General features: G+C 67.9%; 23 protein-coding genes. 11 read left to right on the top strand and 12 right to left on the bottom strand.

The features are described from left to right. Positions 1 to 21: 21 nt before the first annotated feature. Genes AB4Z46_RS16360 through AB4Z46_RS16340 form a run of 5 tightly spaced genes read right to left on the bottom strand, consistent with a single transcriptional unit; the run spans position 22 to position 4,230 of the window. Positions 22 to 345: a hypothetical protein gene (locus tag AB4Z46_RS16360; protein ID WP_442284566.1), complete on the bottom strand. Its 324-nt coding sequence runs from the start codon at positions 343 to 345 to the stop codon at positions 22 to 24. Then, the gene (gene meaB, locus AB4Z46_RS16355) at positions 342 to 1,538 is read right to left on the bottom strand and encodes a methylmalonyl Co-A mutase-associated GTPase MeaB (RefSeq protein ID WP_442284565.1); all 1,197 of its coding nucleotides are present in this window, start codon (positions 1,536 to 1,538) and stop codon (positions 342 to 344) included. The genes AB4Z46_RS16360 and meaB overlap by 4 nt, the downstream gene beginning before the upstream one ends. A 4-nt stretch (positions 1,539 to 1,542) precedes the next feature. Beyond that, positions 1,543 to 3,225: an acyl-CoA mutase large subunit family protein gene (locus tag AB4Z46_RS16350; protein ID WP_442284564.1), complete on the bottom strand. Its 1,683-nt coding sequence runs from the start codon at positions 3,223 to 3,225 to the stop codon at positions 1,543 to 1,545. After that, a complete protein-coding gene (locus AB4Z46_RS16345) occupies positions 3,222 to 3,644 on the bottom strand; it encodes a cobalamin B12-binding domain-containing protein (RefSeq protein ID WP_442284563.1) in 423 nt (140 codons plus the stop codon). The genes AB4Z46_RS16350 and AB4Z46_RS16345 overlap by 4 nt, the downstream gene beginning before the upstream one ends. After that, a complete protein-coding gene (locus tag AB4Z46_RS16340) occupies positions 3,625 to 4,230 on the bottom strand; it encodes a TetR/AcrR family transcriptional regulator (RefSeq protein WP_442284562.1) in 606 nt (201 codons plus the stop codon). Before AB4Z46_RS16340 ends, AB4Z46_RS16345 begins: the two co-directional genes overlap by 20 nt. A gap of 77 nt (positions 4,231 to 4,307) precedes the next feature. Here AB4Z46_RS16340 and AB4Z46_RS16335 point away from each other — a divergent pair, with 77 nt between their 5' ends. Continuing rightward, positions 4,308 to 4,880, top strand: a complete 573-nt coding sequence (locus AB4Z46_RS16335; protein ID WP_442284561.1) for a cob(I)yrinic acid a,c-diamide adenosyltransferase — start codon at positions 4,308 to 4,310, stop codon at positions 4,878 to 4,880. Between the two features lie 25 nt (positions 4,881 to 4,905). Here AB4Z46_RS16335 and AB4Z46_RS16330 read toward each other — a convergent pair whose 3' ends face one another. Both AB4Z46_RS16330 and AB4Z46_RS16325 read right to left on the bottom strand, forming a co-directional pair. Further along, the gene (locus AB4Z46_RS16330; RefSeq protein ID WP_442284560.1) at positions 4,906 to 5,379 is read right to left on the bottom strand and encodes a GAF domain-containing protein; all 474 of its coding nucleotides are present in this window, start codon (positions 5,377 to 5,379) and stop codon (positions 4,906 to 4,908) included. Positions 5,380 to 5,441: 62 nt separating this feature from the next. Next, the gene (locus AB4Z46_RS16325; protein ID WP_442284559.1) at positions 5,442 to 5,633 is read right to left on the bottom strand and encodes a hypothetical protein; all 192 of its coding nucleotides are present in this window, start codon (positions 5,631 to 5,633) and stop codon (positions 5,442 to 5,444) included. Positions 5,634 to 5,802: 169 nt separating this feature from the next. Here AB4Z46_RS16325 and AB4Z46_RS16320 point away from each other — a divergent pair, with 169 nt between their 5' ends. From AB4Z46_RS16320 to AB4Z46_RS16305, 4 genes are read left to right on the top strand one after another with little or no spacing between them, the layout of a single operon-like run. Next, positions 5,803 to 6,390, top strand: a complete 588-nt coding sequence (locus AB4Z46_RS16320) for a TRAP transporter small permease (protein WP_442284558.1) — start codon at positions 5,803 to 5,805, stop codon at positions 6,388 to 6,390. Then, positions 6,387 to 7,685: a TRAP transporter large permease gene (locus AB4Z46_RS16315; protein ID WP_442284557.1), complete on the top strand. Its 1,299-nt coding sequence runs from the start codon at positions 6,387 to 6,389 to the stop codon at positions 7,683 to 7,685. The genes AB4Z46_RS16320 and AB4Z46_RS16315 overlap by 4 nt, the downstream gene beginning before the upstream one ends. A gap of 40 nt (positions 7,686 to 7,725) precedes the next feature. Next, positions 7,726 to 8,754, top strand: a complete 1,029-nt coding sequence (dctP, locus tag AB4Z46_RS16310) for a TRAP transporter substrate-binding protein DctP (protein WP_442284674.1) — start codon at positions 7,726 to 7,728, stop codon at positions 8,752 to 8,754. A 23-nt stretch (positions 8,755 to 8,777) separates the two neighbouring features. Next, on the top strand, positions 8,778 to 9,230 hold the full coding sequence (locus tag AB4Z46_RS16305) for a MarR family winged helix-turn-helix transcriptional regulator (protein WP_442284556.1): 453 nt from the start codon (positions 8,778 to 8,780) through the stop codon (positions 9,228 to 9,230). On the opposite strand, the gene AB4Z46_RS16300 is transcribed toward AB4Z46_RS16305, so the two are convergent. After that, entirely contained in the window at positions 9,216 to 9,983 is a 768-nt protein-coding gene (locus AB4Z46_RS16300) for a cupin domain-containing protein (protein ID WP_442284555.1), read from the bottom strand. The genes AB4Z46_RS16305 and AB4Z46_RS16300 overlap by 15 nt on opposite strands. Before the next feature lie 146 nt (positions 9,984 to 10,129). On the opposite strand from AB4Z46_RS16300, the gene AB4Z46_RS16295 reads away from it, so the two are divergent. Continuing rightward, complete coding sequence (locus AB4Z46_RS16295; protein WP_442284554.1) at positions 10,130 to 10,708, top strand: DNA-3-methyladenine glycosylase; 579 nt, start codon at positions 10,130 to 10,132, stop codon at positions 10,706 to 10,708. 37 nt (positions 10,709 to 10,745) lie between these two features. Here the strand turns inward: AB4Z46_RS16295 and AB4Z46_RS16290 are convergent, their stop codons facing one another. The 3 genes from AB4Z46_RS16290 to AB4Z46_RS16280 are packed head-to-tail and all read right to left on the bottom strand — an operon-like array spanning position 10,746 to position 14,323. Continuing rightward, positions 10,746 to 12,302 carry an acyl-CoA synthetase gene (locus AB4Z46_RS16290; protein ID WP_442284553.1) on the bottom strand — a complete coding sequence of 519 codons (1,557 nt, stop codon included), beginning with the start codon at positions 12,300 to 12,302 and terminating at the stop codon, positions 10,746 to 10,748. A 49-nt stretch (positions 12,303 to 12,351) separates the two neighbouring features. Continuing rightward, positions 12,352 to 13,476: a DUF5938 domain-containing protein gene (locus AB4Z46_RS16285; RefSeq protein WP_442284552.1), complete on the bottom strand. Its 1,125-nt coding sequence runs from the start codon at positions 13,474 to 13,476 to the stop codon at positions 12,352 to 12,354. A 43-nt stretch (positions 13,477 to 13,519) separates the two neighbouring features. After that, the gene (locus AB4Z46_RS16280) at positions 13,520 to 14,323 is read right to left on the bottom strand and encodes an SDR family NAD(P)-dependent oxidoreductase (protein WP_442284551.1); all 804 of its coding nucleotides are present in this window, start codon (positions 14,321 to 14,323) and stop codon (positions 13,520 to 13,522) included. 198 nt (positions 14,324 to 14,521) lie between these two features. On the opposite strand from AB4Z46_RS16280, the gene AB4Z46_RS16275 reads away from it, so the two are divergent. From AB4Z46_RS16275 to AB4Z46_RS16260, 4 genes are all read left to right on the top strand, one after another. Then, complete coding sequence (locus AB4Z46_RS16275; RefSeq protein WP_442284550.1) at positions 14,522 to 15,223, top strand: TetR/AcrR family transcriptional regulator; 702 nt, start codon at positions 14,522 to 14,524, stop codon at positions 15,221 to 15,223. Positions 15,224 to 15,382: 159 nt separating this feature from the next. Next, positions 15,383 to 17,350, top strand: coding sequence for an acetate--CoA ligase (gene acs / locus AB4Z46_RS16270; RefSeq protein ID WP_442284549.1), 1,968 nt, complete (start codon positions 15,383 to 15,385; stop codon positions 17,348 to 17,350). Next, positions 17,350 to 17,745 (top strand): DUF488 domain-containing protein, encoded by a 396-nt coding sequence (locus tag AB4Z46_RS16265; RefSeq protein WP_442284548.1) that lies wholly within the window; start codon positions 17,350 to 17,352, stop codon positions 17,743 to 17,745. Before acs ends, AB4Z46_RS16265 begins: the two co-directional genes overlap by 1 nt. A gap of 110 nt (positions 17,746 to 17,855) precedes the next feature. Then, positions 17,856 to 18,407, top strand: coding sequence for an OmpA/MotB family protein (locus tag AB4Z46_RS16260; RefSeq protein ID WP_442284547.1), 552 nt, complete (start codon positions 17,856 to 17,858; stop codon positions 18,405 to 18,407). An 8-nt stretch (positions 18,408 to 18,415) separates the two neighbouring features. Here the strand turns inward: AB4Z46_RS16260 and AB4Z46_RS16255 are convergent, their stop codons facing one another. Next, entirely contained in the window at positions 18,416 to 19,339 is a 924-nt protein-coding gene (locus tag AB4Z46_RS16255; protein WP_442284546.1) for a ketopantoate reductase family protein, read from the bottom strand. Between the two features lie 212 nt (positions 19,340 to 19,551). Here AB4Z46_RS16255 and AB4Z46_RS16250 point away from each other — a divergent pair, with 212 nt between their 5' ends. Continuing rightward, entirely contained in the window at positions 19,552 to 19,992 is a 441-nt protein-coding gene (locus AB4Z46_RS16250; protein ID WP_442284673.1) for a YciI family protein, read from the top strand. The last annotated feature ends 21 nt before the right edge of the window (positions 19,993 to 20,013 follow it).

Here is a 20,013-nt window from a genome sequence, read left to right as displayed (position 1 = left end):
GAAGGAGGAAGGAGGAAAGGCCTAGCCGGCGAGGCGACGCGCCGTGACGAAAAGGGCGCAGAGGTCCTTGTCGTTCGACGCCTCGGCGACCTTCTGGCAATAGCGCCAGTGGTCGTCGCGCAGGGGGGCGCCGAGTTCCGCCGCTTGCCGCAGCCGCTGAAGCGCCAGGCGCCGGTGGCCGAACCGGATGCTTCGCTCCAGCAGCTCCAGCACGATCAGCTGGCTCTGCACCTGCAGGGCCGGATGCGCCGCCGGCGTACTCCCCGCGCGGGCCAGCCGCTTGAGCGACCTGATCCGTTTCCGGTCGCGCCCGCGAAGCGGCGCGGCGAGATGGGCGACCGTCACGGGCCGTCTCCGCAAGCCGCCGCGACGGGCCGGTCCAGCACATAGACCGTGCCGTGCATCAGCGCGATGTGCGCGTTGTCCTTCGCCCGGGTGACATGCACCTGGTAGCTGCCGATCTTTCGCGATCGGCTCACCTCGCTGGCATGCGCAATCAGCCAGTCGCCTTCGTCCACGGCCGTGGAGATGCTCATCTGGCCGTCGACCAGCGTGGCCAGGCGGCCGTGGGAGTTGCACGCCAGGCCGAGCGCCATGTCGCCCAGCGCAAACAGCGCGCCCCCGTGGCACTTGCCGTTGAAGTTGATGTGCTTGCGTTCGACCTTCATGCGCAGGGTGGTGCTGCCGACGGACGCGGCCACCAGCTCGATGCCCATCAACTGCGCGAGGTTGTCGGCGGCGATCCAGTCCGAGGTCTGGCTGTAGGCCTTCTTGACGCCACCCGCTTCGTGGCGAAGGCCTCTTTGCGTGCGGCCATCCAGCCATTCGACCAGGGCCTCGATGCCGTCACCGGACGGCGCCGAGACCTTCCGCACGGCCGGCGGCGAGGCCTGGTCGCGGCGCAGCGCCAGCATCGCCAGCAGGTCGGACTCCGTCTTGCGGGCATCGGGCAGGTCGGCCTTGGTGACCACGAACACGTCGGCGATTTCCAGCACGCCGGCCTTGATGGCCTGCACGTCGTCGCCGAGTCCCGGCGGGCACACCACGACCCGGGTGTCCGCGTAGCGGGTGATCTCGACCTCGGACTGGCCGGCGCCCACGGTCTCCACGATGACGACGTCGAAGCCGGCCGCATCGAACAGGTCGATGACGTCGCCTGCCGCCACGGCCAGCCCGCCCAGATGGCCGCGCGACGCCAGCGAGCGGATGAAGACCCCGGCGTCGGACTGGCGATCGCCCATGCGGATGCGGTCGCCCAGAACCGCGCCGCCGGTGAACGGGCTGGAGGGGTCGACGGCGGCGACGGCCACCGTCCTGCCGCGCTCGCGCAGCCCCCGGATCAGCGCCGAGACCAGGGTCGACTTGCCGCCGCCCGGCGGGCCCGTGACGCCAATCACATGGGCTCGCCCCTGGCGTGCCGCGACGGCCTTGCGCACGGCGTAGGCCGCCTCGCTGCCATTCTCGAGGGCGCTGATCGCCTGTCCGATCGACCTGCGGTCGCCCGCCAGTGCGGTCTGGATGAATGCGCTGTTCGCCATGCTCTCAGACCAGGGTGAGCGGCTGGCCGAAGCCCAGCTGCTCGCGCAGCGTGCCGCAGATCTCGCCGTGCGTGGCGCCGACTTCCGCCGCCGCCACCACGTGCTCGAACACGTTGGTCTTGCGCGACTCCGTCGACCGGGCCAGCGCGCTCAGGGCCTTGCCGACCTCGCCGTTGTCGCGGGTCTTCTTGAACTCCGCGAGCTGCGACAGGTAGCCGGCCATCCGGGCGGGGTCCGGGTATTCCAGGGTGGGATACGACGCCGGGTCTTCCTCGATCTGGTAGGCATTGACGCCGACGATGGTCTGCTCGCCCGCATCGATCTTCTTCTGGAAGGCCAGTGCCGAGTCGCCGATCATCTGCTGGATGACGCCCTTCTCGACGGCCTGGTACATCCCTCCGACCTCGTCGACCATGGCGATGATCGCGTCGATCTTCCGCTCCATGTCGTCGGTGAGCGACTCGACGTAGTAAGACCCGCCCAGGGGGTCGATCACATCGGTCAGGTAGGCCTCTTCGCGCAGGATGTTCTGCGTGGCGACCGCGATCCGCGCGGCTTCCGCGATCGGCGTGGAGAAGACTTCGTCGTAGCTGTCGGTGTGGAGCGACTGCAGGCCGCCAAAGATGCCGGCCATCGCCTGCGTGGTGACCCGCGCGATGTTGTTGAGCGGCTGCTGGCGCGTCAGGTCCACGCCCGAGGTCTGGCCGTGGAACTTGAAGCGCCACGAGCGCGGGTCCTTGGCGCCGAAGCGTTCCTTGCACAGACGGGCCCAGACCCGCCGGCCGGCCCGGAACTTGGCGACTTCCTCGAACAGGCTGATCGAGATGTCGAAGAAGAAGGTGAAGCGAGGCAGGAACTGGTCCGGATCCATCCCGGCGGCGATGCAGTCCTCGGCGTACTGGATGCCCGAGCACAAGGTGAACGCCATGGCCTCCGCCGGGGTCGCGCCGGCCTGCTGCATGTGCTGCCCGACGATGGAGAGGGGGTTCCAGCCCGGAACCTGCTTGTTGCAGAACTCGATGTGGTCCACCACGACCCGGCGCGCACCCTGCAATGCAAGGCGGAAGAACATGTGGTTGGCGACGAAGTGGGAGATGCAGTCGCTCTGGTTCGAGGTTCCCGTGATGCGGGTCCACGGCACCCCGCGACGCTTGGCCACGGCAAGCTCGAAGGCAAGCAGGGTGAAGGGGGATGGGTCGTTCATCGCCGTCGACAGGCGGTCGACCGGGACGCCGTCGAGCGCGGTCTCCATGTCCTTGACATGGTTGATGACGGTGCCGCACGTGCCCAGAAGCTCGGAAGGAACTTCGTCGGCGTCGTAGCCCCGGAACACCGAGTTGCAGGGAATCAGGGAGAGGGCGGAGGCCCCGAGGTCCAGGATCTCCTTCACGCGCCGGTTGTAGTCTTCGGGGACGCCCAGGCCGATGAGCTGCCGCTGGGACCAGCTTCGGCCCCGGTACATCGTCGGATAGATGCCGCGGGTGAAGGGGTACTGGCCGGGATAGCCGAGCGACGGCTCGTACGCCTGGCCCGACCAGTCCGCCGGCGTGTACAGCGGCTTGATGCCGATGCCGGATCGGTTGTAGGTCGTGGCGTCACCCTTGACGCCCTGGGCAAACTCGTTCTTCCAGCGCAGATGGCCTTCGGAGGACGACGGGTCCTTGATGTTCGTGACGGTGGCGCTCATGCGGATTCCCCTTGCCTCTGGCGACGTTTGGCGGTGAGCGCGATGACGTCGGTCACCACATCGTCGAGCGCCGTTCCCGGATGGAAGACACGGGCGACGCCGGCTTGCAACAGCATGGCCTCGTCCTTGGCGGGGACGATGCCGCCGACGATCACCTGGACATCGGACATGCCGGCTTCCCTCAGTGCTGCCATCAGCTTGGGGACGATCAGGTGGTCGGTGGCGAGGGACGAGATGCCGAGCACGTCGGCGTCTTCCTCGACCGCGAGCTTCACGACGGTGGCAATCTCCTGCCAGGGCGGGGTGTAGATCACCTCCATGCCCGCATCGCGCAGGCAGGCTGCGATCACGCGGCTGCCTCTGTCATGACCGTCGAACCCGATCTTGGTGACAATCACCCTAGGGGGACGTGCTGTCATCTTGCGTTTCCTTAATGAGCCCCACGAATTTCCTTGCCAGTACGCGTGGGGAGTCGCGTCCCTGGGGGTTGAACCAGAGCGCGGCCCAGTTCAGCGCGCCGATCAGCATCAGCCGCAATGCCCGCCGATCTGCTCTTGGTGTGAGCGGTAGCGCCGCGACCGCGTCGCGGAATGTGGTTTCGTAGCTCTCGCGGAGCTCTCTGAGCCGCTCGGCCGCGCCCGGAATGTCGTCCGGCAGGACGCGGATGAGGACGTGGGCGTAGTCGCTGTCGCGAAGCACCGTCTCCAGGTGCGCCCGGCAGAGCGCCTCGAGACGCAACCACGGGTCGGACTCCTTCTGCACGGCCTCGGCGGCAGCCACTTCCAGTTCCTTGACCCCCGCGCTGTAGACGGCAATCAGCAGCTCTTCCTTGGAAGGGAAGTGGTAGTACAGCGAGCCGGGAAGCATGCTGGCCGCCACGGCGATGTCGCGCATCGACGTGGCGGCATAGCCGCGGCTGGCGAACTGTCGCGCCGCCGAATCCAGGAGTTCCGGCAACCGGTTGTCCGAGCGTGGAGGGCGGCTGGTCTTTCTTTGGGTGGCCATAAAAAACAATCGTTCGTTTGGTATATTGTTTGTCGCAGCATTTCTTTCGTCAACACCTTTGAACTAGGGAATCCACCATGGGGCAGCGTTTGACTCAGATTGCGACACGCACCGGCGACGATGGAACATCGGGATTGGGCGACAACAGCCGGCTCCCGAAAGACCACGAGCGGTTCTGTGCGATGGGGGACACGGACGAACTCAACGCGCACATCGGCCTGCTGCTGTGCGAGGAGATCCCGCAGCGGATCCGGGACCTCCTCATGGAGGTGCAGCATCAGCTCTTCAACCTCGGCGGCGAGCTGAGCATTCCCGGGTTCAAGCTGTTGGACGCTGCCGCCGTGGCGGTGCTCGACCAGGCCCTGGCCGAGGAAAACGCGGGACTGCCCCGGCTGCAGGAGTTCATCCTGCCGGGCGGCAACCGCGCGGCTGCGCAAGCCCACGTCTGCCGCACCGTGGCGCGACGCGCCGAGCGCTCGGTCGTGGCCCTGGGCCGGCAGGCAGTCTTGCACCCGGCGCCGCGGCAGTACCTGAACCGCCTGTCCGACCTCATGTTCGTGCTCGCCCGCGTGCTCAATCGCCAGGACGGCGGGGACGATGTCTACTGGAAAAGTGAACGCCTCAGGCAGGCAGGCGCCGCCGAGGCTTGACGCCGCTCAGGTCGTCGACCGGCGACTACCTGTGGGGATCGACGGCAAAGGCCGCAACGATCGGCGCGACCGACTCGAGGAGCTCGAAAGCGTCGTCCGAAAGCGGAACCGGTGCGAGATCGAAGTGGCACAGGACCCCCCACAAATGACCACTCGGCGCGACGAGCGCGGTGCCGTGATAGGAAAACACGGTGAACAGGGTCCCCTCGTACGCGTGCCCTGCAAGCCTCGGGTCTCTTGAAGAATCGTTCGTCCGGAAGGGAATGCCAGGCTTGATGCGGCGGGCGAGGCTCTTGTCGAGCGGCATCGCGGACAGGAATGCCGGCTGCCTCTTGCCCAGGGCGTCATGAAGACAGACGTTCTTCAGAACGAGGCCGGCGAACCGGTAGACCGCGGTGTAGCGATGGGGCACGCCCTCGTTCAAATAGGCGAGGCCACCCGCAAGACCCTGCGTCTTGAGGATCTGCGAGAAAGCGTCCAGGACCTGGGCCGAGGCCATGCGAGATTATGTGTCGCCGGGTGTTCGGGAGCACGGGCCAAGCGTCGCGCGCCGGCCGCTGTCTAGCCGCACTTCGGCGCGCAGACGAGATGGTTCTTGCCGAGGAAGCGGCGCGAGGTCAGCGCCGTGCGAATCACGAACTTTCCGCACTTGAAGCACGACATCATGGATTCGGCGCGCGGGGTCGTGATGATGGAACCTGCCGCCTTCTTGACATAGCGCAGACCATCCTGGGTGAGTTGAGTGTCGGACATGGATCTCATTTTACCCGGGCACAATTCGATACAAACCGGCCCCGCGGGAGGCATGGTTGCCCGGCGATGACGCGCCCTCTTCGTCACGGGTAAACCCCCAAATCGACAGTGGTAACGATCGTTACTATATGCCACCTCGATCCGACTCTCCCTCGCGCAAGAGAACCCCATGACCAGTTCCCATCGATCCTCGCCCGATGCGGCCGAGTCGCAGTCTTCGTTCGATCCGCATGCGGCGCCCGATTCCCGCGACCGGCCATCCATGGCGCCTCGCCTGCCCGAGGAGCGCATCGCCGTCGGTGCGCTGGCGCTGCTGGTCGCGATCACGCTGCTCAACGTCGTGACGCGCTATCTGACGGACGAATCCTTCGCCTGGACGGAGGAGCTCTCGGTGTTCCTGATGGTGGTGCTGGCGCTGGCCGGCGCCTGCGCGATCGCGCGCCGCGACCGCCACATCCGGATCGAGTTCCTCTACAACCGGCGCGATGCCGCGGGCGCGGAATCTCCGCGCCGTGCGCTCCAGCTGATCGCGGGGGCCTGCTCGACGCTGGTGTTCCTGGTGCTGGCCGCGCTCTTCGCGCGCTGGGTCTGGGACCAGTACAGCTTCTCGGAACGCTCGATGGGATTGGGCCTGCCGCTGTGGTGGTATGGCTGCGTGATCCCGCCGCTGTGCCTCGCGGCTTCGCTGCGCGCCTTCTCGGCGCTGCGCCGTGCGTTGCGGGAGAACCCCCGCGGCGCGCCGGAGACCGGTCGATGATCGCGACCTTCCTGCTGGTCTCGTTCGCGGTCTTCCTGCTGATGGGCATGCCGATCGCGATCGGCCTGACGCTGGCCGGGCTGCTGTCGATCGGTATCGCGAATGCCGATTCCGCCTGGTTCGGCCTGATGGCGGTGCCGCAGAACTTCTATTCGTCGATCGCCAAGTACCCCTTGCTGGCGCTGCCGATGTTCGTGCTGGTGGGCTCGATCTTCGATCGTTCCGGCGTGGCGCAGCGGATGGTCGACTTTGCGGTCGCCTGCCTGGGGCGCGGGCCCGGCATGCTGCCGACGGTGGCGATCCTGGTGGCGATGCTGCTCGGCGGCATCAGCGGATCGGGCCCGGCCACCGCGGCGGCGGTCGGTGCCGTGATGATCGCGGCGATGGCGCGTGCCGGCTATCCGGCGCCGTTCTCGGCGACGGTCGTCGGCGCGGCCGCGGCGACCGACATCCTGATCCCGCCGAGCATCGCCTTCGTGGTCTACAGCGTGCTCGTGCCCGGTGCCTCGGTGCCGGCACTGTTCGCCGCCGGGATGATCCCCGGCCTCCTGGCCGGGCTCGCGCTGATCGTGCCGACCATCCTGCTGTCGCGCAAGCATTCGTTCGGCGAGGCCGAGCGCGCGCTCCCGCGGCCGCCTTTCTGGGCTTCGCTGCGCGAGGCCTCCTGGGGACTGGCGGCGCCGCTGCTGATCCTCGGCGGCATGCGGCTGGGCCTGTTCACGCCGACCGAGGCCGCGGTGGTGGCGGTCGCGTACGGGTTGTTCGTCGGCATGGCGATCCATCGCACGATCGGCTGGCGCGACCTCTATCCGATCTTCCGAGAAGCGGCGGAGATCTCCGCGGTGATCATGCTGATCCTCGGCGCGGCCGGCGTCTTCAGCTACGCGCTCAACACGCTGGGCGTGGCCGACCCGATCGCGCAGTGGGTCAAGGCCGCCGGGCTCGGCAGCCTGGGTACGCTGGCGCTGGTGCTGGTGGCGCTGCTGGTGGTCAGCATGTTCATCGACGGCGTGTCCATCTTCCTGATCTTCGTGCCGCTGCTGTATCCGGTGGCGCAGGCCTTCCAGTGGAACCTGGTGTGGCTCGGCGTGCTCTTCACGCTGGTCGTCGCGAAGGCCCAGTTCACGCCGCCGATGGCGATCAACCTGATGGTCAGTTGCCGCCTGGCCGGCGTCACGGTCGAGAGCACTGTGCCCTGGGTGCTGTGGTTCATCGTCAGCTTCCTGGTGGTGATCGCCGCCGTCTTCTTCTTTCCCGGGCTGGCACTCTGGCTGCCGCAGCGGCTCGGCTATTGACCCCGTCCATCCCGCTTCACCTTCCAGGAGACTTGCCATGCTGAAGAGACGCTCCGTGTTCCGCGCCCTGGGCGCCACCGCCGCATCGGTCGCGCTGCCGCGCTTCGCCTTCGCGCAGGCGGCCTACAAGGCGGAGTACAAGATGAGCACGGTGGTGCCGCCGGCCTTCGCCTGGGGCCGGGGCGGCGAGATCTTCGCCAACCTGGTGCGCGAGCGCACCGCCGGCCGCATCAACATCAAGCAGTACCCCGGCGCCTCGCTGGTGCAGGGCCAGCAGGATCGCGAGTTCTCCGCCATGCGCCAGGGCGTGATCGACGTGCTGTGCGGAGCGCCCATCAACTGGTCGGGCACGGTGCGGGAACTGGGCGTCTTCACCTTGCCCTTCCTGTTTCCGGACCACGCGAGCTGGGACGCGGTGATGCGCAGCGATGCGGTCCAGAAGGACTACTTCGACCTGGTTCGCAAGGCCGGCGCCGAGCCGCTCGCGGTCGGCGAGACCGGCTTCCGGCAGATCAGCAACAGCAAGCATCCGGTGGTCAAGCCGGCCGACATGAAGGGCCTGAAGATCCGGGTCGCCGGCAGCCCCATGTACGGCGAGATCATGACCGACCTGGGGGCCAACCCGACCTTCATGAGCTGGGCCGACGCCCAGCCTGCGCTGGCTTCCGGCGCGGTCGACGGCCAGGAGAATCCGCTCGAGGTCTTCCTGGCCGCGCGCATCAACGCGCTCGGCCAGAAGTACGTGACCAAGTGGAACTACAGCAACGACGTGCTGCTGTTCGCGATCGCCCAGCCGATCTGGAAGGGCTGGACGCCGGCCGACCAGAAGATCGTGCGCGAGGCCGGCATCGACGCCGCGGCGCAGCAGGTGCAGCTGGTGCGCAAGCTGTTCGCGGACGACGTCGAGAAGGTCCGGGCGATGGGGGTCGACGTGCATGTGTCGGATCCGCGCGAACTCGAGCAATGGCGGCTCGCCACGCGCCGGGTCTATGCGCGCTGGAAGGCGCAGACCGGCGCGCCGCTGCTCGACCGGATCGAGGCGGTGATCGAGAAGACCCGCAAGGCCTGACGAAGATTGGGTACGATTCCTCGATGTCCAGTGACCTGTTGCCTGTCGACTCCTCCCTGATGTTCAAGCTGATCCGGGTGGTCAACCTGGTCGCGCGCCCGTTTCACGAAAGCATCGGCAAGCAGAACCAGCTGTCGATCAGCGAATGGCGCGCGATGATGGTGCTGGCCTCGCATCCCGGCAGCTCGGCCTCCGAGATCGCCGACTGGACCGGCATGGACAAGATGTCGATCAGCCGCGCGATCGCCGGCCTGCACAAGCGCGAGCGCATCGTCAAGAAGGACGACCCGAACGATCAGCGCAAGAGCCTGCTCTTCCTGAGCGCCAAGGGCGAGCGCCTGTTCGCCCGCATCGCGGCCCAGGCGCGGGTGCGCGAGGAAGAGCTCTTCTCGGGCGCCAGCCGGCAGGAGCTCGAGCGCTTCGATGCCACGCTCGAGAAACTGGTGGCGGCGCTCGGTCGGCTAGAAGCCAAATAGATTGCCGTCACCGTGCTCGCGGGCTTCGGCCCAGCCGATCAGCAGCGCACCGTAGGGGCAGTCGATCGCCACCTTGGCGCCGGCCTGGCATTGCACGAAGCAGTTGGCGGTGGCGGCCTGGCCGTCCACCTCGATCGCGCCGCCGCGGACCCAGAAATCCGTCAATCCGCGAGCCTCGAAGCTGAAGGCGGCGCCCGGCAGCAGCGTCAGCTGCACCATGCGGTGGACCGAGCCGGTGTCGGCGTAGTCGAACACCGTCTGGCGACGCACGCCGGGAATGCCGGTGGGGAAATGGGGCAGGGCGTCGACCGGCACGTTCACCTCGGGCGGCACGTCGGGGTGCAGGTTTCGCACCTCCGCCAGGCGCGAACCGGCATGGACGCCGCTGATGGTGTCGGCCGCCGGATAGGTGACGGGCCCTTCGAGCCGCGACACCAGCACCGTCGATTGATAGGAGATGGCGTCGTGCGTGGAGCCGCGCACGTTGATGCCGGCTTCATGCAGCCGCACCGATCCGTGGTGGTCGGTGAGGCCGCCATCGACCACGAAGCTGGTCGCCACGCCCTGGTGCTGGTGCAGGCCGCTGCGCACCGAGGCGTCGAAGCGCACCAGTCCCAGGAAGGTGCCTGCGCGGTCGTCGTTGCGCACCGTCTTGAGCCAGAGGCCCGGCTTGGCCGTGGCTTCCCAGGGGATGGCGCTGGCGTCGAAGACGCGCGTGGGTGGATGCATCGGACTGGCGGAAGGGGACGACATGTGTTTCCTCGGACAGAGAAGGTGCTGTACTTCCCATATGGTAACGAACGTTACCAATAACAGGGTCCGGGTTTCTCCCGAGCGCGTGCGGGCGCCGGCGCGCGGCGCTACGATGTTCGTTCACACCTTCACACCTTCACGACAGAATGCCGATCGCCCCGCCGCCCATCGACTTCGGAGCGCCGTCGCACGAGGTCGCGCGCCTGCTGATCGGCGTCACGCTGCTGGTCGATGGCGTCGGCGGCCGCATCGTGGAGACCGAGGCCTACGACCGAGAAGACCCCGCCTCGCATTGCTTCGGCGGCCCCACGCCGCGCAACGCGGCGATGTTCGGGCCGCCCGGGCACGCCTACGTCTATCGCTCCTACGGCATCCACTGGTGCCTGAACCTCGTCTGCCGCGAAGCCGGGCACGGCGCCGGCGTGCTGATCCGTGCCATCGAGCCGACGCACGGGATCGCGCGCATGCGCGAGCGCCGGGGGCTCGATGCGCCGCGGCTGCTGTGCGCCGGACCCGGCCGGGTCGGCCAGGCGCTGGGCATCGACGCCAGCTTCAACGGCAAGGCGCTCGACGCGCCACCCTTCGAGTTGCTGGCGGCGCCAGAGGACCAGGCGCCGTGGCAGATCGCGGTGGGTCCGCGCATCGGCATCTCCAAGGCGATCGCGCAGCCCTGGCGCTTCGGCGCCAGGGGCTCGCGCTACCTCAGCAGGCCGTTCAAGCCCTGATGCGCCATGCGCCCATCAGGCGCGCGCAAGAAAGGGGTCAAGCCGTAGCCGACCCGTCGCCGGCGCGCGCCAGCAGCACGGCCCGCACTTCCTTCTTGAGCACCTTGCCCACCTTGGAGCGCGGCAGTTCCGGCCAGATCTCGATCTGCTTGGGGGCCTTGACGCTGCCGATGCGCGCCTTCACGAAGGCCTTGACCTCGTCGGCATCGACCGTGCGGCCCGGATGCAGCTGGAGCACGGCCACCACGCGCTCGCCCCACTTCTCGTCGGGCAGGCCGACCACCGCGCCGTCCTGCACGTCGGGGTGCTGCAGCAGGATCTGCTCGACCTCGGCCGAGTAGACGTTGAAGCCGCCCGAGATGATCATGTCCTTGGCGCGGTCCACGATGTAGAGAAAGCCTTCGGCATCCAGGTAGCCGATGTCGCCCGTGTGGTGCCAGCCGTGGCGCGATGCCTCCTGCGTGGCGCGCGGATCCTTGTAGTAGCCCAGCATGACCAGCGAGCCGCGCACCACGATCTCGCCGGTCTCGCCGGTCGCGAGCAGGACGCCGTCCTTGTCCATCACGGCGACCTGCACCAGGGGGGCCGGGCGTCCGGCGGAAGCCAGCCGCCGGCGTGCCACGCTGCCGTCGGCATTGAAGTGCTCCCTGGGCGCCATCATCGAGATCATCATCGGCGCCTCGGTCTGCCCGAACAATTGCGCCATGACCGGGCCGATCTTGACCAGCGCCTCTTCCAGCCGTGCAGCCGACATGGGCGCCGCCCCGTACCAGAAGCACTGCAGCGAATCGAGCCGGGTCGTGGCCAGGTCGGGATGCTGCAGCAGCATGTAGATCAGCGTGGGGGGCAGGAAGGTGTGCGTGATCCTGCAGTGCGCGATCAGCCGCAGGAACTCGCCCAGGTCCGGCTTCGGCATGATCACCACTTCGCCGCCCAGCGCCATCACCGGCAGGCACAGGACGCCGGCCGCATGCGTCAGCGGTGCCAGTGCGAGGTAGGCCGGGCGGCCCTCGAAGGGATAGCCCATCAGCGTCAGCGCGGACATGCTTTCCAGGTTGCGGCCGGACAGCATCACGCCCTTGGGCTGGCCGGTGGTGCCGCCCGTGCCGGCGATCATCGCGACGTCGTCCACGACCGGTATCTCGAGCGGCGCGTCGCTCGCATCCGCCAGCCACGCGTCCAGCGATGGCGCCCACTCCAGCGCCTGGTCGATGCACACCAGCGTGGTGATCCTGGGCAAGCCCGCGCGCATCTCATCGACCAGCGGCGCATAGTGGCTGTGAAAGATCAGGCAGCTGCAGTCGAAGGCATCGAGCACGAAGCGGTTCTCCGCCGCCTCGTTGCGCGGGTTGATCGGGCACCACACCGCCGCGGCGCGCGACAGGCCGAAGACGCAGGCGAACGCCACGGGGTCGTTGCCCGAGAGCACCGCCACCTTGGCCCCCGGCTCGACGCCGCTGCGCTGCAGCGCGCGTGCGACCCGAAAGCTCAGGCGCTGCACGTCGGCGTACGTGAGCCGTGTGTCGCCCATGCGCAGGCAGGCGGCCGAGGGGCCCAGCGAGGCGCCCTTGTCCAGGTAGTCGATCAGACGCATGCGGCGCCCTCCAGCAGGCAGCGCCGAGCCATGGCCCGGCGCCGGCGTTTCAGCGATGAACGGTCAGCACGGGTTCCATCACCAGGCCGAAGCTCTGGAGCACGCCCAGCAGTTCCCGATGCCCGAAGGCCTGGCAGGCGGACGCGAAGCCGACGCGCCTGGGCGCCTGCTGCAGCAGCGAATAGGCCGCATGGGCCTGCAGCAGGCCGGTCTGCTTGTAGTTGCAGTTGCCGTGGATCACGCAATGCACGCGCGCCAGCGGGCCGGAACCATGGACCGAGTCGAGCGAGATGTTGACCCGCGGGTTCTCGCGCGGCGGCATGCCGGCCTGGATGGAGGCAGCGATGCTCGCGAGCTGTGCCTCGCGCTGTTCGGGCGGCAGCGGCGCGATCTGCTCTTCGTACATCTTCTGCGTGGCGACGAAGCCTTGCATCACCTCGCGCGCGAACACGCCGCCGAGGGCCTTGCAATTGGCCACGCGCGGGTCGTCCTTGAACCAGACCGGGTGCGCGGTGCCGGCCCAGGGCGTCACCAGCGCCGGCAGGTGCTGGCCCGGCACCACCACCTCGTAGTGCGTGCTCTGCGGCCACTCGACGAACTTGTTCTGCTCCAGGTAGTACCACTTGGCCTTCAGGATCGTGAAGATGGTCTGCGTGGAGGCGTAGGTCGGGAGCCCCTTCCACAGCACCAGGATGTCCAGCGTGTCGACCCCCGGGGTTTCGAGGCAGATGTTGGCCGCGATCTCGCCCGTGGTGTACATCTGCGCCACGCCGGGCGACAGCAGCAGGCCCTTGTCGGCGAACTTCCGGCCCCAGCGTTCCTGGGCCTCCAGCAGCCAGTCCTGCTCGCCGGTGGTGTCGGTGTAGTGGCAACCGGCGGCCAGGCAGGCCTCGGCCACTTCATGGCCGTACTTGATGAACGGCCCCACCATGTTGCTGACCGCCTTGGCGCCGCGGAACAGTTCGGTCAGCGCGTCGACGTTGTGCTCCACGCCCACGACTTCATAGTCGGCCGTCTCGATGCCGGGGATCTTGTCCATCACCGACTGCACGCGCGCCTTGTCGCGGCCGGCGGCAATGAAGGGAATGTTCAGCTCGCGCAGGTACTCGCACACCAGGCGACCGGTGTAGCCCGATGCGCCGTACACCACCACGGGTTTCTTGCTGCTGCTCATGATGTCTGGTCCTTCGTTGGGGTTGCGGAATGCGGGGCGGGGCTCACATGCCCATGCCGCCGTCGACCGGCAAGCCGGCGCCGGTGATGAAGCGGGCGGCGTCCGAGCACAGGAAGACCACGGCATCGGCCATGTCGCCGACCTCGCCGAGACGGCCCAGCGGGGTCTGTCCGATCACGTCGCCGACGGCCGCCTCGACGCTGGGCGCCAGTCCGGCGGCCACGATGTCGCCGGCCAGCTTCATGCCCATGTCGGTCGGCACCAGCCCCGGGTAGATGCAGTTCACGCGCACGCCGTACCCCAGCTTGCCGGACTCCATCGCCGCCACGCGGGTCGCGCGGTCGACGGCCGACTTGGTGGCGGAGTAGCCGGCGATGGCAGGGAAGGCGATGGTCGCGGCCACCGACGAGATGTTCACCACCGCGCCGCCCTGGCCGGCGCTGCCGCCGGGGCGCATCGCGCGGAACGCGTGCTTCATGCCCAGCAGGCTGCCGGCCACGTTGACCTCCAGCATGCGCCGCAGATCGGCCGCTTCGACGTCGACCACCAGCGAGGTGATCTCGATGCCGGCGTTGTTGACCAGGATGTCGAAGCCGCCGAGTTCCTTGACCGTGGCCGCGGCGGCACTCGCCCAGTCCTCGTCCTTCGTCACGTCCAGGGGCGTGAAGCCTACCTTGGCGCCCGAGGCCGAGAGCCGGGCGGCGGTCTCCCGACCCAGGTCGGCGAGGACGTCGCCAATCATCACCGCCGCACCGGCGGCCGCCAGCGCCTCGGCGATGCCGGCGCCGATGCCGCGCGCACCACCGGTCACCAGGGCCTTTCGCCCTTTCAGATCGAACTTGGCCATCGCTTGTCTCCTGGTAGGTATGGGGTCGAGATGGAAAAAGCATCGTAGAAAGTCGCCTATACAACTGTCAAGCTTTTCTTTGACGAGTGTCAAGATTCTCTAGAATGAACGGGTGCGCGGCACTCGCCAGGCGGCGGATGCATGCCGTGCTATGGTTTGAAATCACTGAGCAACAAGGGCTGCCGGCTGGGCCAGAAGATGACGTCACAACAGGAAAAGCGCGCGCAGAGGGTGTCCAGCGCGCGGGTCGACAAGTTCGCCGAGCGCCGCGAGGAGTTGGGCGAGGCCGCATTGACCACGCTGGCTGCGCTGGGCTATGCCCGCAGCAGCTTGCGCGAGATTGCGCAGAACTCGGAGTTCTCGCATGGCGTGCTGCACTACTACTTCAAGGACAAGTTCGACCTGATCATCTGCAGCGTGCGGCGGTACAAGGCGCGCTGCGTCACGCGCTATGACGAGGTCACTGACCAAGCGGCCGACTACGACGAATTGATGGCCGGCTTCCTGAAGATCCTGGGCGCCACGCTGCGCGACGAGGCGCCGCTGCACCGCCTGTGGTATGACCTGCGGGCCCAGGCGCTGTTCGAGGAAGCGTTCCGCGCCGACGTGGCCGAACTCGACAAGGGCCTGGAACACATGATCTGGCGTGTCATGAGCCGCTTTGCCGAACTCGCGGGCGGACCCTGCGGCCTGCCGCCTTCGGCGGCCTACGCCTTGTTCGACGGCCTCTTCCAGCAGGGCCTGCTCAAGCACCTGTCGGGCGACCCGCAGGCCATCGCCGCGATGCAGGAGGACGTGCGGAGTTCGATCGACCAGTTGTTCGCGGGTGCTCGTCGCGCTGCCGGCAGCGTGCCGACCCGGCGCCCGAAGGCGCGCGTGAGCGCCGCCTCGGCCGGCTAGCGCTGCGCGGCCAATCGCGCGTCGAGGGCACGCGGAGCTCTTCAGGGCAAAAAAACCGCATTCAAATCACAATAAATCTCGTTTTACTTGACCGACGCACGGTCGCACCATCCATTCGACGGCGCTGGTGATCGCAGGGCCCCAAAAAGGAGATGCGCGATGTCGAGCAGACCCGGAGTGTTCCCGGTATCGGACGAATGGAAGTGGCGCGCCTGGCTGGACGAGCGCGGCTACCGCGAGGCCTACCAGCGATCGATCACCGATCCGCAGGGCTTCTGGAGCGAGCAGGCGGCATCGCTTTCCTGGTTCACGGCGCCGCGGAAGACCCGCGATGTCTCGTTCGAGCCCGGCGAGATTCGCATCCACTGGTTCGAGGACGGCGTGCTGAACGCCAGCGTGAATTGCCTCGACCGCCATCTCCACGATGGAAGTCGCGCGGCGATCATCTGGGAGGGCGACGACCCGTCGGAGAGCCGGACCCTCAGCTACGCCGAACTCCACGCGCAGGTGTGCCGGCTCGCCAACGGCCTGCGTTCGCTGGGCGTGGGCAAGGGCGACCGCGTCACGATCTACCTGCCGATGGTGCCGGAGGCCGCGGTGGCGATGCTGGCGTGCGCCCGCATCGGCGCGATCCATTCGGTCGTGTTCGCCGGCTTCTCCCCGGAGTCGCTGGCGGGGCGCATCCAGGACTGTGAATCCCGCGTACTGATCACGGCCGACGAAGGCGTGCGAGGCGGCCGCCGCCTGCCGATGAAGGCGAACGTCGACGAGGCGCTCAGGCACTGCCCGCAGGTATCGACCTGCGTGGTGCTGCGCCGTACCGGCGGCGAGGTCGGATGGACCGAGGGGCGGGACCTCTGGTACGACGAGCTGGTGGCGCGCCAGGCGCCTGCCTGCGAACCCGAGCCCATGGGTGCCGAGGATCCGCTGTTCATCCTGTACACCTCGGGCTCGACCGGCAAGCCCAAGGGGGTGCAGCACAGCACGGGCGGCTACCTGCTGGCAGCCTCGCTCACGCACAAGTACGTGCTGGACTATCACGCCGAGGACGTCTTCTGGTGCACCGCGGACGTCGGCTGGGTGACGGGTCACAGCTACATCGTCTACGGGCCGCTGGCCAATGGCGCCACGACCGTCATGTTCGAAGGCGTCCCCGGCTATCCCGACAGCGGGCGGTTCTGGCAGATCATCGACAAACACCGCGTCAGTATTTTCTATACCTCGCCAACGGCGATCCGCTCATTGATCCGCGATGGCGAGGCGCCCGTGCGGCGCAGCAGCCGTGCGTCGCTGCGCCTGCTCGGGACGGTGGGCGAACCCATCAATCCCGAGGCCTGGCGCTGGTACTACGAGGTGGTCGGTGAGCGGCGCTGTCCGATTGTCGACACCTGGTGGCAGACGGAGACTGGCGCCATCGTGATTGCGCCCTTGCCGGGCGCCACCGCCACCAAGCCCGGCTCGGCGACGCTGCCCTTCTTCGGCGTCGAGCCGGTGATCGTCGACGAGCATGGGCGCATCCTGGAAGGGGCGTGCGAAGGCATGCTGTGCCTGCGCCAGGGCGGCCCCGGCATGCTGCGCACCATCTACCGCGATCCCGCGCGCTTCGTGCGCGCGTATTTCGACGCCTATCCGGGGCTCTACTTCACGGGCGATGGTGCCCGCCGGGACGAGGACGGGTACTACTGGATCACCGGCCGGGTCGACGACGTGATCAACGTCTCGGGCCATCGGCTGGGCACGGTCGAAATAGAAAGCGCCCTGGCTGCGCATCCCGAGGTGGTCGAGGCCGCCGTGGTCGGCTATCCCCATGACGTGAAAGGGCAGGGCGTCTATGCCTACGTCACGCTGAAGACGCATGTCCGGCCCACCGCCGCCCTGCGCGAAGAGCTCGTGCGCCGGGTGCGCCGGCAGATCGGCCCGATCGCGGCGCCCGATGCGATCCAGTGGGCGCCCGCATTGCCCAAGACCCGATCGGGCAAGATCCTGCGGCGCATGCTGCGCAAGATCGCGGCCAACGAGGCCGCGGATCTTGGCGATACCTCGACGCTGGCGGACTCCTCGGTGCTCGACGGGCTGATCCAGGGACGGCGCGAGGCCGCGACCGTCGCGCTGGCGGAGCGCGTGTGATGCTCCCCAGGCCTCGGCCCGTCGCATTGAAGCGGGTGCGCGAAGCGGCATCGCCCGCCGACGGCCTGCGCGTGCTGGTCGACCGCCTCTGGCCCCGCGGGCTGGCGAAGGATCAGGTCGTCATGGACCTCTGGCTCAAGGATGTCGCGCCCAGCAGCAGCCTGCGCAGCTGGTATGGCCACGACCCCGAGCGCTGGGAAGGCTTCGGGCTGAAATACCGCGCCGAACTCGCGCAGCGCGCGGATCTGCTGCAACTGCTCGACGACCTGCGTCATCGGGGAACGCTGACGCTGCTCTCCGACGCCAAGGACACCATGCACAGCCACGCCATCGTGTTGCGCGAGGCGATCATCGACCGGCACCACGTACGTGCTCGTCCGTGCGCACTCGGATAGGCGGCGCCCGGCGACGGCCCTAGCATCGAGCGAGGGTTCAGCGCCTGCTGCACCTGCCGGTCCGTGGTCTGCGAGGCCCGGTGCACTGTTCAACCACGAGCGAGGAAATCATGCAATCGACCAAGTTCATCCTGGCACTGTGTTCCGTCGTCCTGGCCGCCGGCTGCGTCAGCAAGCAGACCTACAACACCGAGGTCCAGAAGGCCGACACCTATGCGGCCCTCAGCAAGCAGCTCTCGGACGAGCTGAGCGCCGATCAGGCGCAGATCACGCAGTTGCAGAACCAGCTCAAGGTGACGATGGTCAACGAGATCCTGTTCCCCGAAGGCGGCTGGACCCTCAGCGCCAAGGGCGAGCAGACGCTGGCCAAGATCGCGCCGACGCTGTCCAACCTGCCGGGCCAGCAGGTCGTGGTCGAAGGCTTCACCGACAACTTGCCGATCGGTCCGGATCTGAGGCGGCGCTTCCCGTCCAATCTCGAGCTTTCCTCGGCGCGGGCGGACGATGTCGCGCGCTTCCTCACTTCGAAGGGCGTGCCGACGAACTCGATCTCGGCGCAGGGCTTCGGGGAGTCGCGCCCGGTGGCCCCCAACGACACGCCGCAGGGCCGAGCCAAGAACCGCCGCGTCGAGATCGTCATCTCGGCCGCCAGCCGCCCGTAGCCGGAGCTTCAGGCCGGATCGAGGCCGTGCGCCGGTCGCGCGGTTTCGATCAGCTTCACGAGGGTGTGCAGCACACGATTGGCAGGTGTCCGGACGCCCAGCGCCGCGCCGCGCCGGACCACGAACCCGTTGAGGTGATCGATCTCGCTGCGCTTGCCGCGCGCGAGATCCTGCGCGGTCGATGAATACTGGGCCGGCATGGTGGGGGCCAGTGCTAGAACCACGGCCTCGATGTCGGCGGGCAGCCCGATGCCGTCCGCCCGCGCCACCTCGACGCACTCGGCCACCACGTCGCGCATCACCTGCTCGACGCCTTCGCCCTGCACGAGCCGGCCGTACGGCAACTGCGCGATGGCCGACAGGGCGTTGTAGGCGCAGTTGAGGATCAGCTTGACCCACAGCGCGGCGCGAACGTTGGCCGAGATCTCGGTGGGCACGCCGGCCGCGATCAGCATCCGCGCCAGCGCCTCGCTGCGGCTCGACGGCTCGATGACGAGCTCGCCGCGGCCGTGGTGCCGCAGGTGGCCCGGACCGGCCATCTCGGTCGCGACATAGACCACCGCGGCGGCGACGATGTGGCCGGGAAGTACCGCGCGCAGCCGGTCCGCGTTATCGACGCCGTTCTGCAGCGCGAGCAGCATCGCATCGGGCGCCAGGTACGGCCGCAGTTGTGCCGCGGCGGATTCGGTGTCGGTCGATTTCACGCAGAACAGCACGGTCTGCGCGTCGCGCACGGCCTCGGCCTCGGTGCTGGCCGAAAGCTGCACGTGTTCGTCGAAGCTGCGCGTCTCGAGCCGAAGGCCGGCGTGCCCGATGGCCTGGACATGGGCCGGCCGGCCGATCAGCACCACCTCATGGCCGGCGCGGGCCAACATCCCGCCGTAGTAGCACCCCACGGCGCCTGCGCCCATCACGGCGATTCGGGTTCCCATGTTTTCCTCCGTTGTGGCGGCGCCGCGCGAGCGAGGCCCCGCCCGCATCGTACCTTTCGCGGCGTGCCGGGGAGGCGGTGCGCGTGAGCACAAATTTTTTCAAATGGGTGTCGATTTCAGGGATCCCGATTCGACGTAATGTCAGAGCCGTCGTTGATCCCGAACCGACTTCGGGGCCGTGCGGCTCAACAACGACGCAAGGAGAAATGATGATGCGTGTCATGGTGATGGTGAAGGCCACGAGCCAGTCGGAGGCCGGCGAAATGCCCAGCACGGAGCTGCTTGCGGCCATGGGCAACTTCAATGAGGAACTCGTCAAGGCGGGCGTGCTGCTCGCGGGCGAGGGCCTGCACCCGAGCGTCCGGGGCAAACGGGTGCGCTTCTCGGGCAGCCAGCGGACCGTGATCGATGGGCCGTTCACGGAGACCAAGGAACTCGTCGCCGGGTTCTGGCTATGGCAGGTCAAGTCGATGGAGGAGGCTGTCGAATGGGCCCGGCGCTGCCCGAACCCGATGCCGGGCGACTCCGAGATCGAAATCCGCCCGCTGTTCGAGGCCGCCGATTTCGGCGCCGAACTCACACCCGAACTGCGGGCCCAGGAAGAGCGGCTGCGGGCCGAGGTCGAGGGCGTGGCGGCAAGCAAGCCAGGCTGACGCCCGGCCCCGGCCCTCATT

The organism is Variovorax sp. M-6, assembly GCF_052114385.1.
GTDB lineage: Bacteria > Pseudomonadota > Gammaproteobacteria > Burkholderiales > Burkholderiaceae_C > Variovorax.
Note: the sequence above shows the minus strand (reverse complement) of the source record. Positions and strands in the feature narration are given on the sequence as shown.

Bases quoted from the DNA above. Each gene is read 5' to 3' on its own strand.
- meaB (WP_442284565.1), bottom strand. From the start codon at position 1,538: ATGGCGAACAGCGCATTCATCCAGACCGCACTGGCGGGCGACCGCAGG.
- AB4Z46_RS16350 (WP_442284564.1), bottom strand. From the start codon at position 3,225: ATGAGCGCCACCGTCACGAACATCAAGGACCCGTCGTCCTCCGAAGGC.
- AB4Z46_RS16345 (WP_442284563.1), bottom strand. From the start codon at position 3,644: ATGACAGCACGTCCCCCTAGGGTGATTGTCACCAAGATCGGGTTCGAC.
- AB4Z46_RS16340 (WP_442284562.1), bottom strand. From the start codon at position 4,230: ATGGCCACCCAAAGAAAGACCAGCCGCCCTCCACGCTCGGACAACCGG.
- AB4Z46_RS16335 (WP_442284561.1), top strand. From the start codon at position 4,308: ATGGGGCAGCGTTTGACTCAGATTGCGACACGCACCGGCGACGATGGA.
- AB4Z46_RS16330 (WP_442284560.1), bottom strand. From the start codon at position 5,379: ATGGCCTCGGCCCAGGTCCTGGACGCTTTCTCGCAGATCCTCAAGACG.
- AB4Z46_RS16325 (WP_442284559.1), bottom strand. From the start codon at position 5,633: ATGTCCGACACTCAACTCACCCAGGATGGTCTGCGCTATGTCAAGAAG.
- AB4Z46_RS16320 (WP_442284558.1), top strand. From the start codon at position 5,803: ATGACCAGTTCCCATCGATCCTCGCCCGATGCGGCCGAGTCGCAGTCT.
- AB4Z46_RS16315 (WP_442284557.1), top strand. From the start codon at position 6,387: ATGATCGCGACCTTCCTGCTGGTCTCGTTCGCGGTCTTCCTGCTGATG.
- AB4Z46_RS16305 (WP_442284556.1), top strand. From the start codon at position 8,778: ATGTCCAGTGACCTGTTGCCTGTCGACTCCTCCCTGATGTTCAAGCTG.
- AB4Z46_RS16300 (WP_442284555.1), bottom strand. From the start codon at position 9,983: ATGTCGTCCCCTTCCGCCAGTCCGATGCATCCACCCACGCGCGTCTTC.
- AB4Z46_RS16295 (WP_442284554.1), top strand. From the start codon at position 10,130: ATGCCGATCGCCCCGCCGCCCATCGACTTCGGAGCGCCGTCGCACGAG.
- AB4Z46_RS16290 (WP_442284553.1), bottom strand. From the start codon at position 12,302: ATGCGTCTGATCGACTACCTGGACAAGGGCGCCTCGCTGGGCCCCTCG.
- AB4Z46_RS16285 (WP_442284552.1), bottom strand. From the start codon at position 13,476: ATGAGCAGCAGCAAGAAACCCGTGGTGGTGTACGGCGCATCGGGCTAC.
- AB4Z46_RS16280 (WP_442284551.1), bottom strand. From the start codon at position 14,323: ATGGCCAAGTTCGATCTGAAAGGGCGAAAGGCCCTGGTGACCGGTGGT.
- AB4Z46_RS16275 (WP_442284550.1), top strand. From the start codon at position 14,522: ATGACGTCACAACAGGAAAAGCGCGCGCAGAGGGTGTCCAGCGCGCGG.
- acs (WP_442284549.1), top strand. From the start codon at position 15,383: ATGTCGAGCAGACCCGGAGTGTTCCCGGTATCGGACGAATGGAAGTGG.
- AB4Z46_RS16265 (WP_442284548.1), top strand. From the start codon at position 17,350: ATGCTCCCCAGGCCTCGGCCCGTCGCATTGAAGCGGGTGCGCGAAGCG.
- AB4Z46_RS16260 (WP_442284547.1), top strand. From the start codon at position 17,856: ATGCAATCGACCAAGTTCATCCTGGCACTGTGTTCCGTCGTCCTGGCC.
- AB4Z46_RS16255 (WP_442284546.1), bottom strand. From the start codon at position 19,339: ATGGGAACCCGAATCGCCGTGATGGGCGCAGGCGCCGTGGGGTGCTAC.
- AB4Z46_RS16250 (WP_442284673.1), top strand. From the start codon at position 19,552: ATGCGTGTCATGGTGATGGTGAAGGCCACGAGCCAGTCGGAGGCCGGC.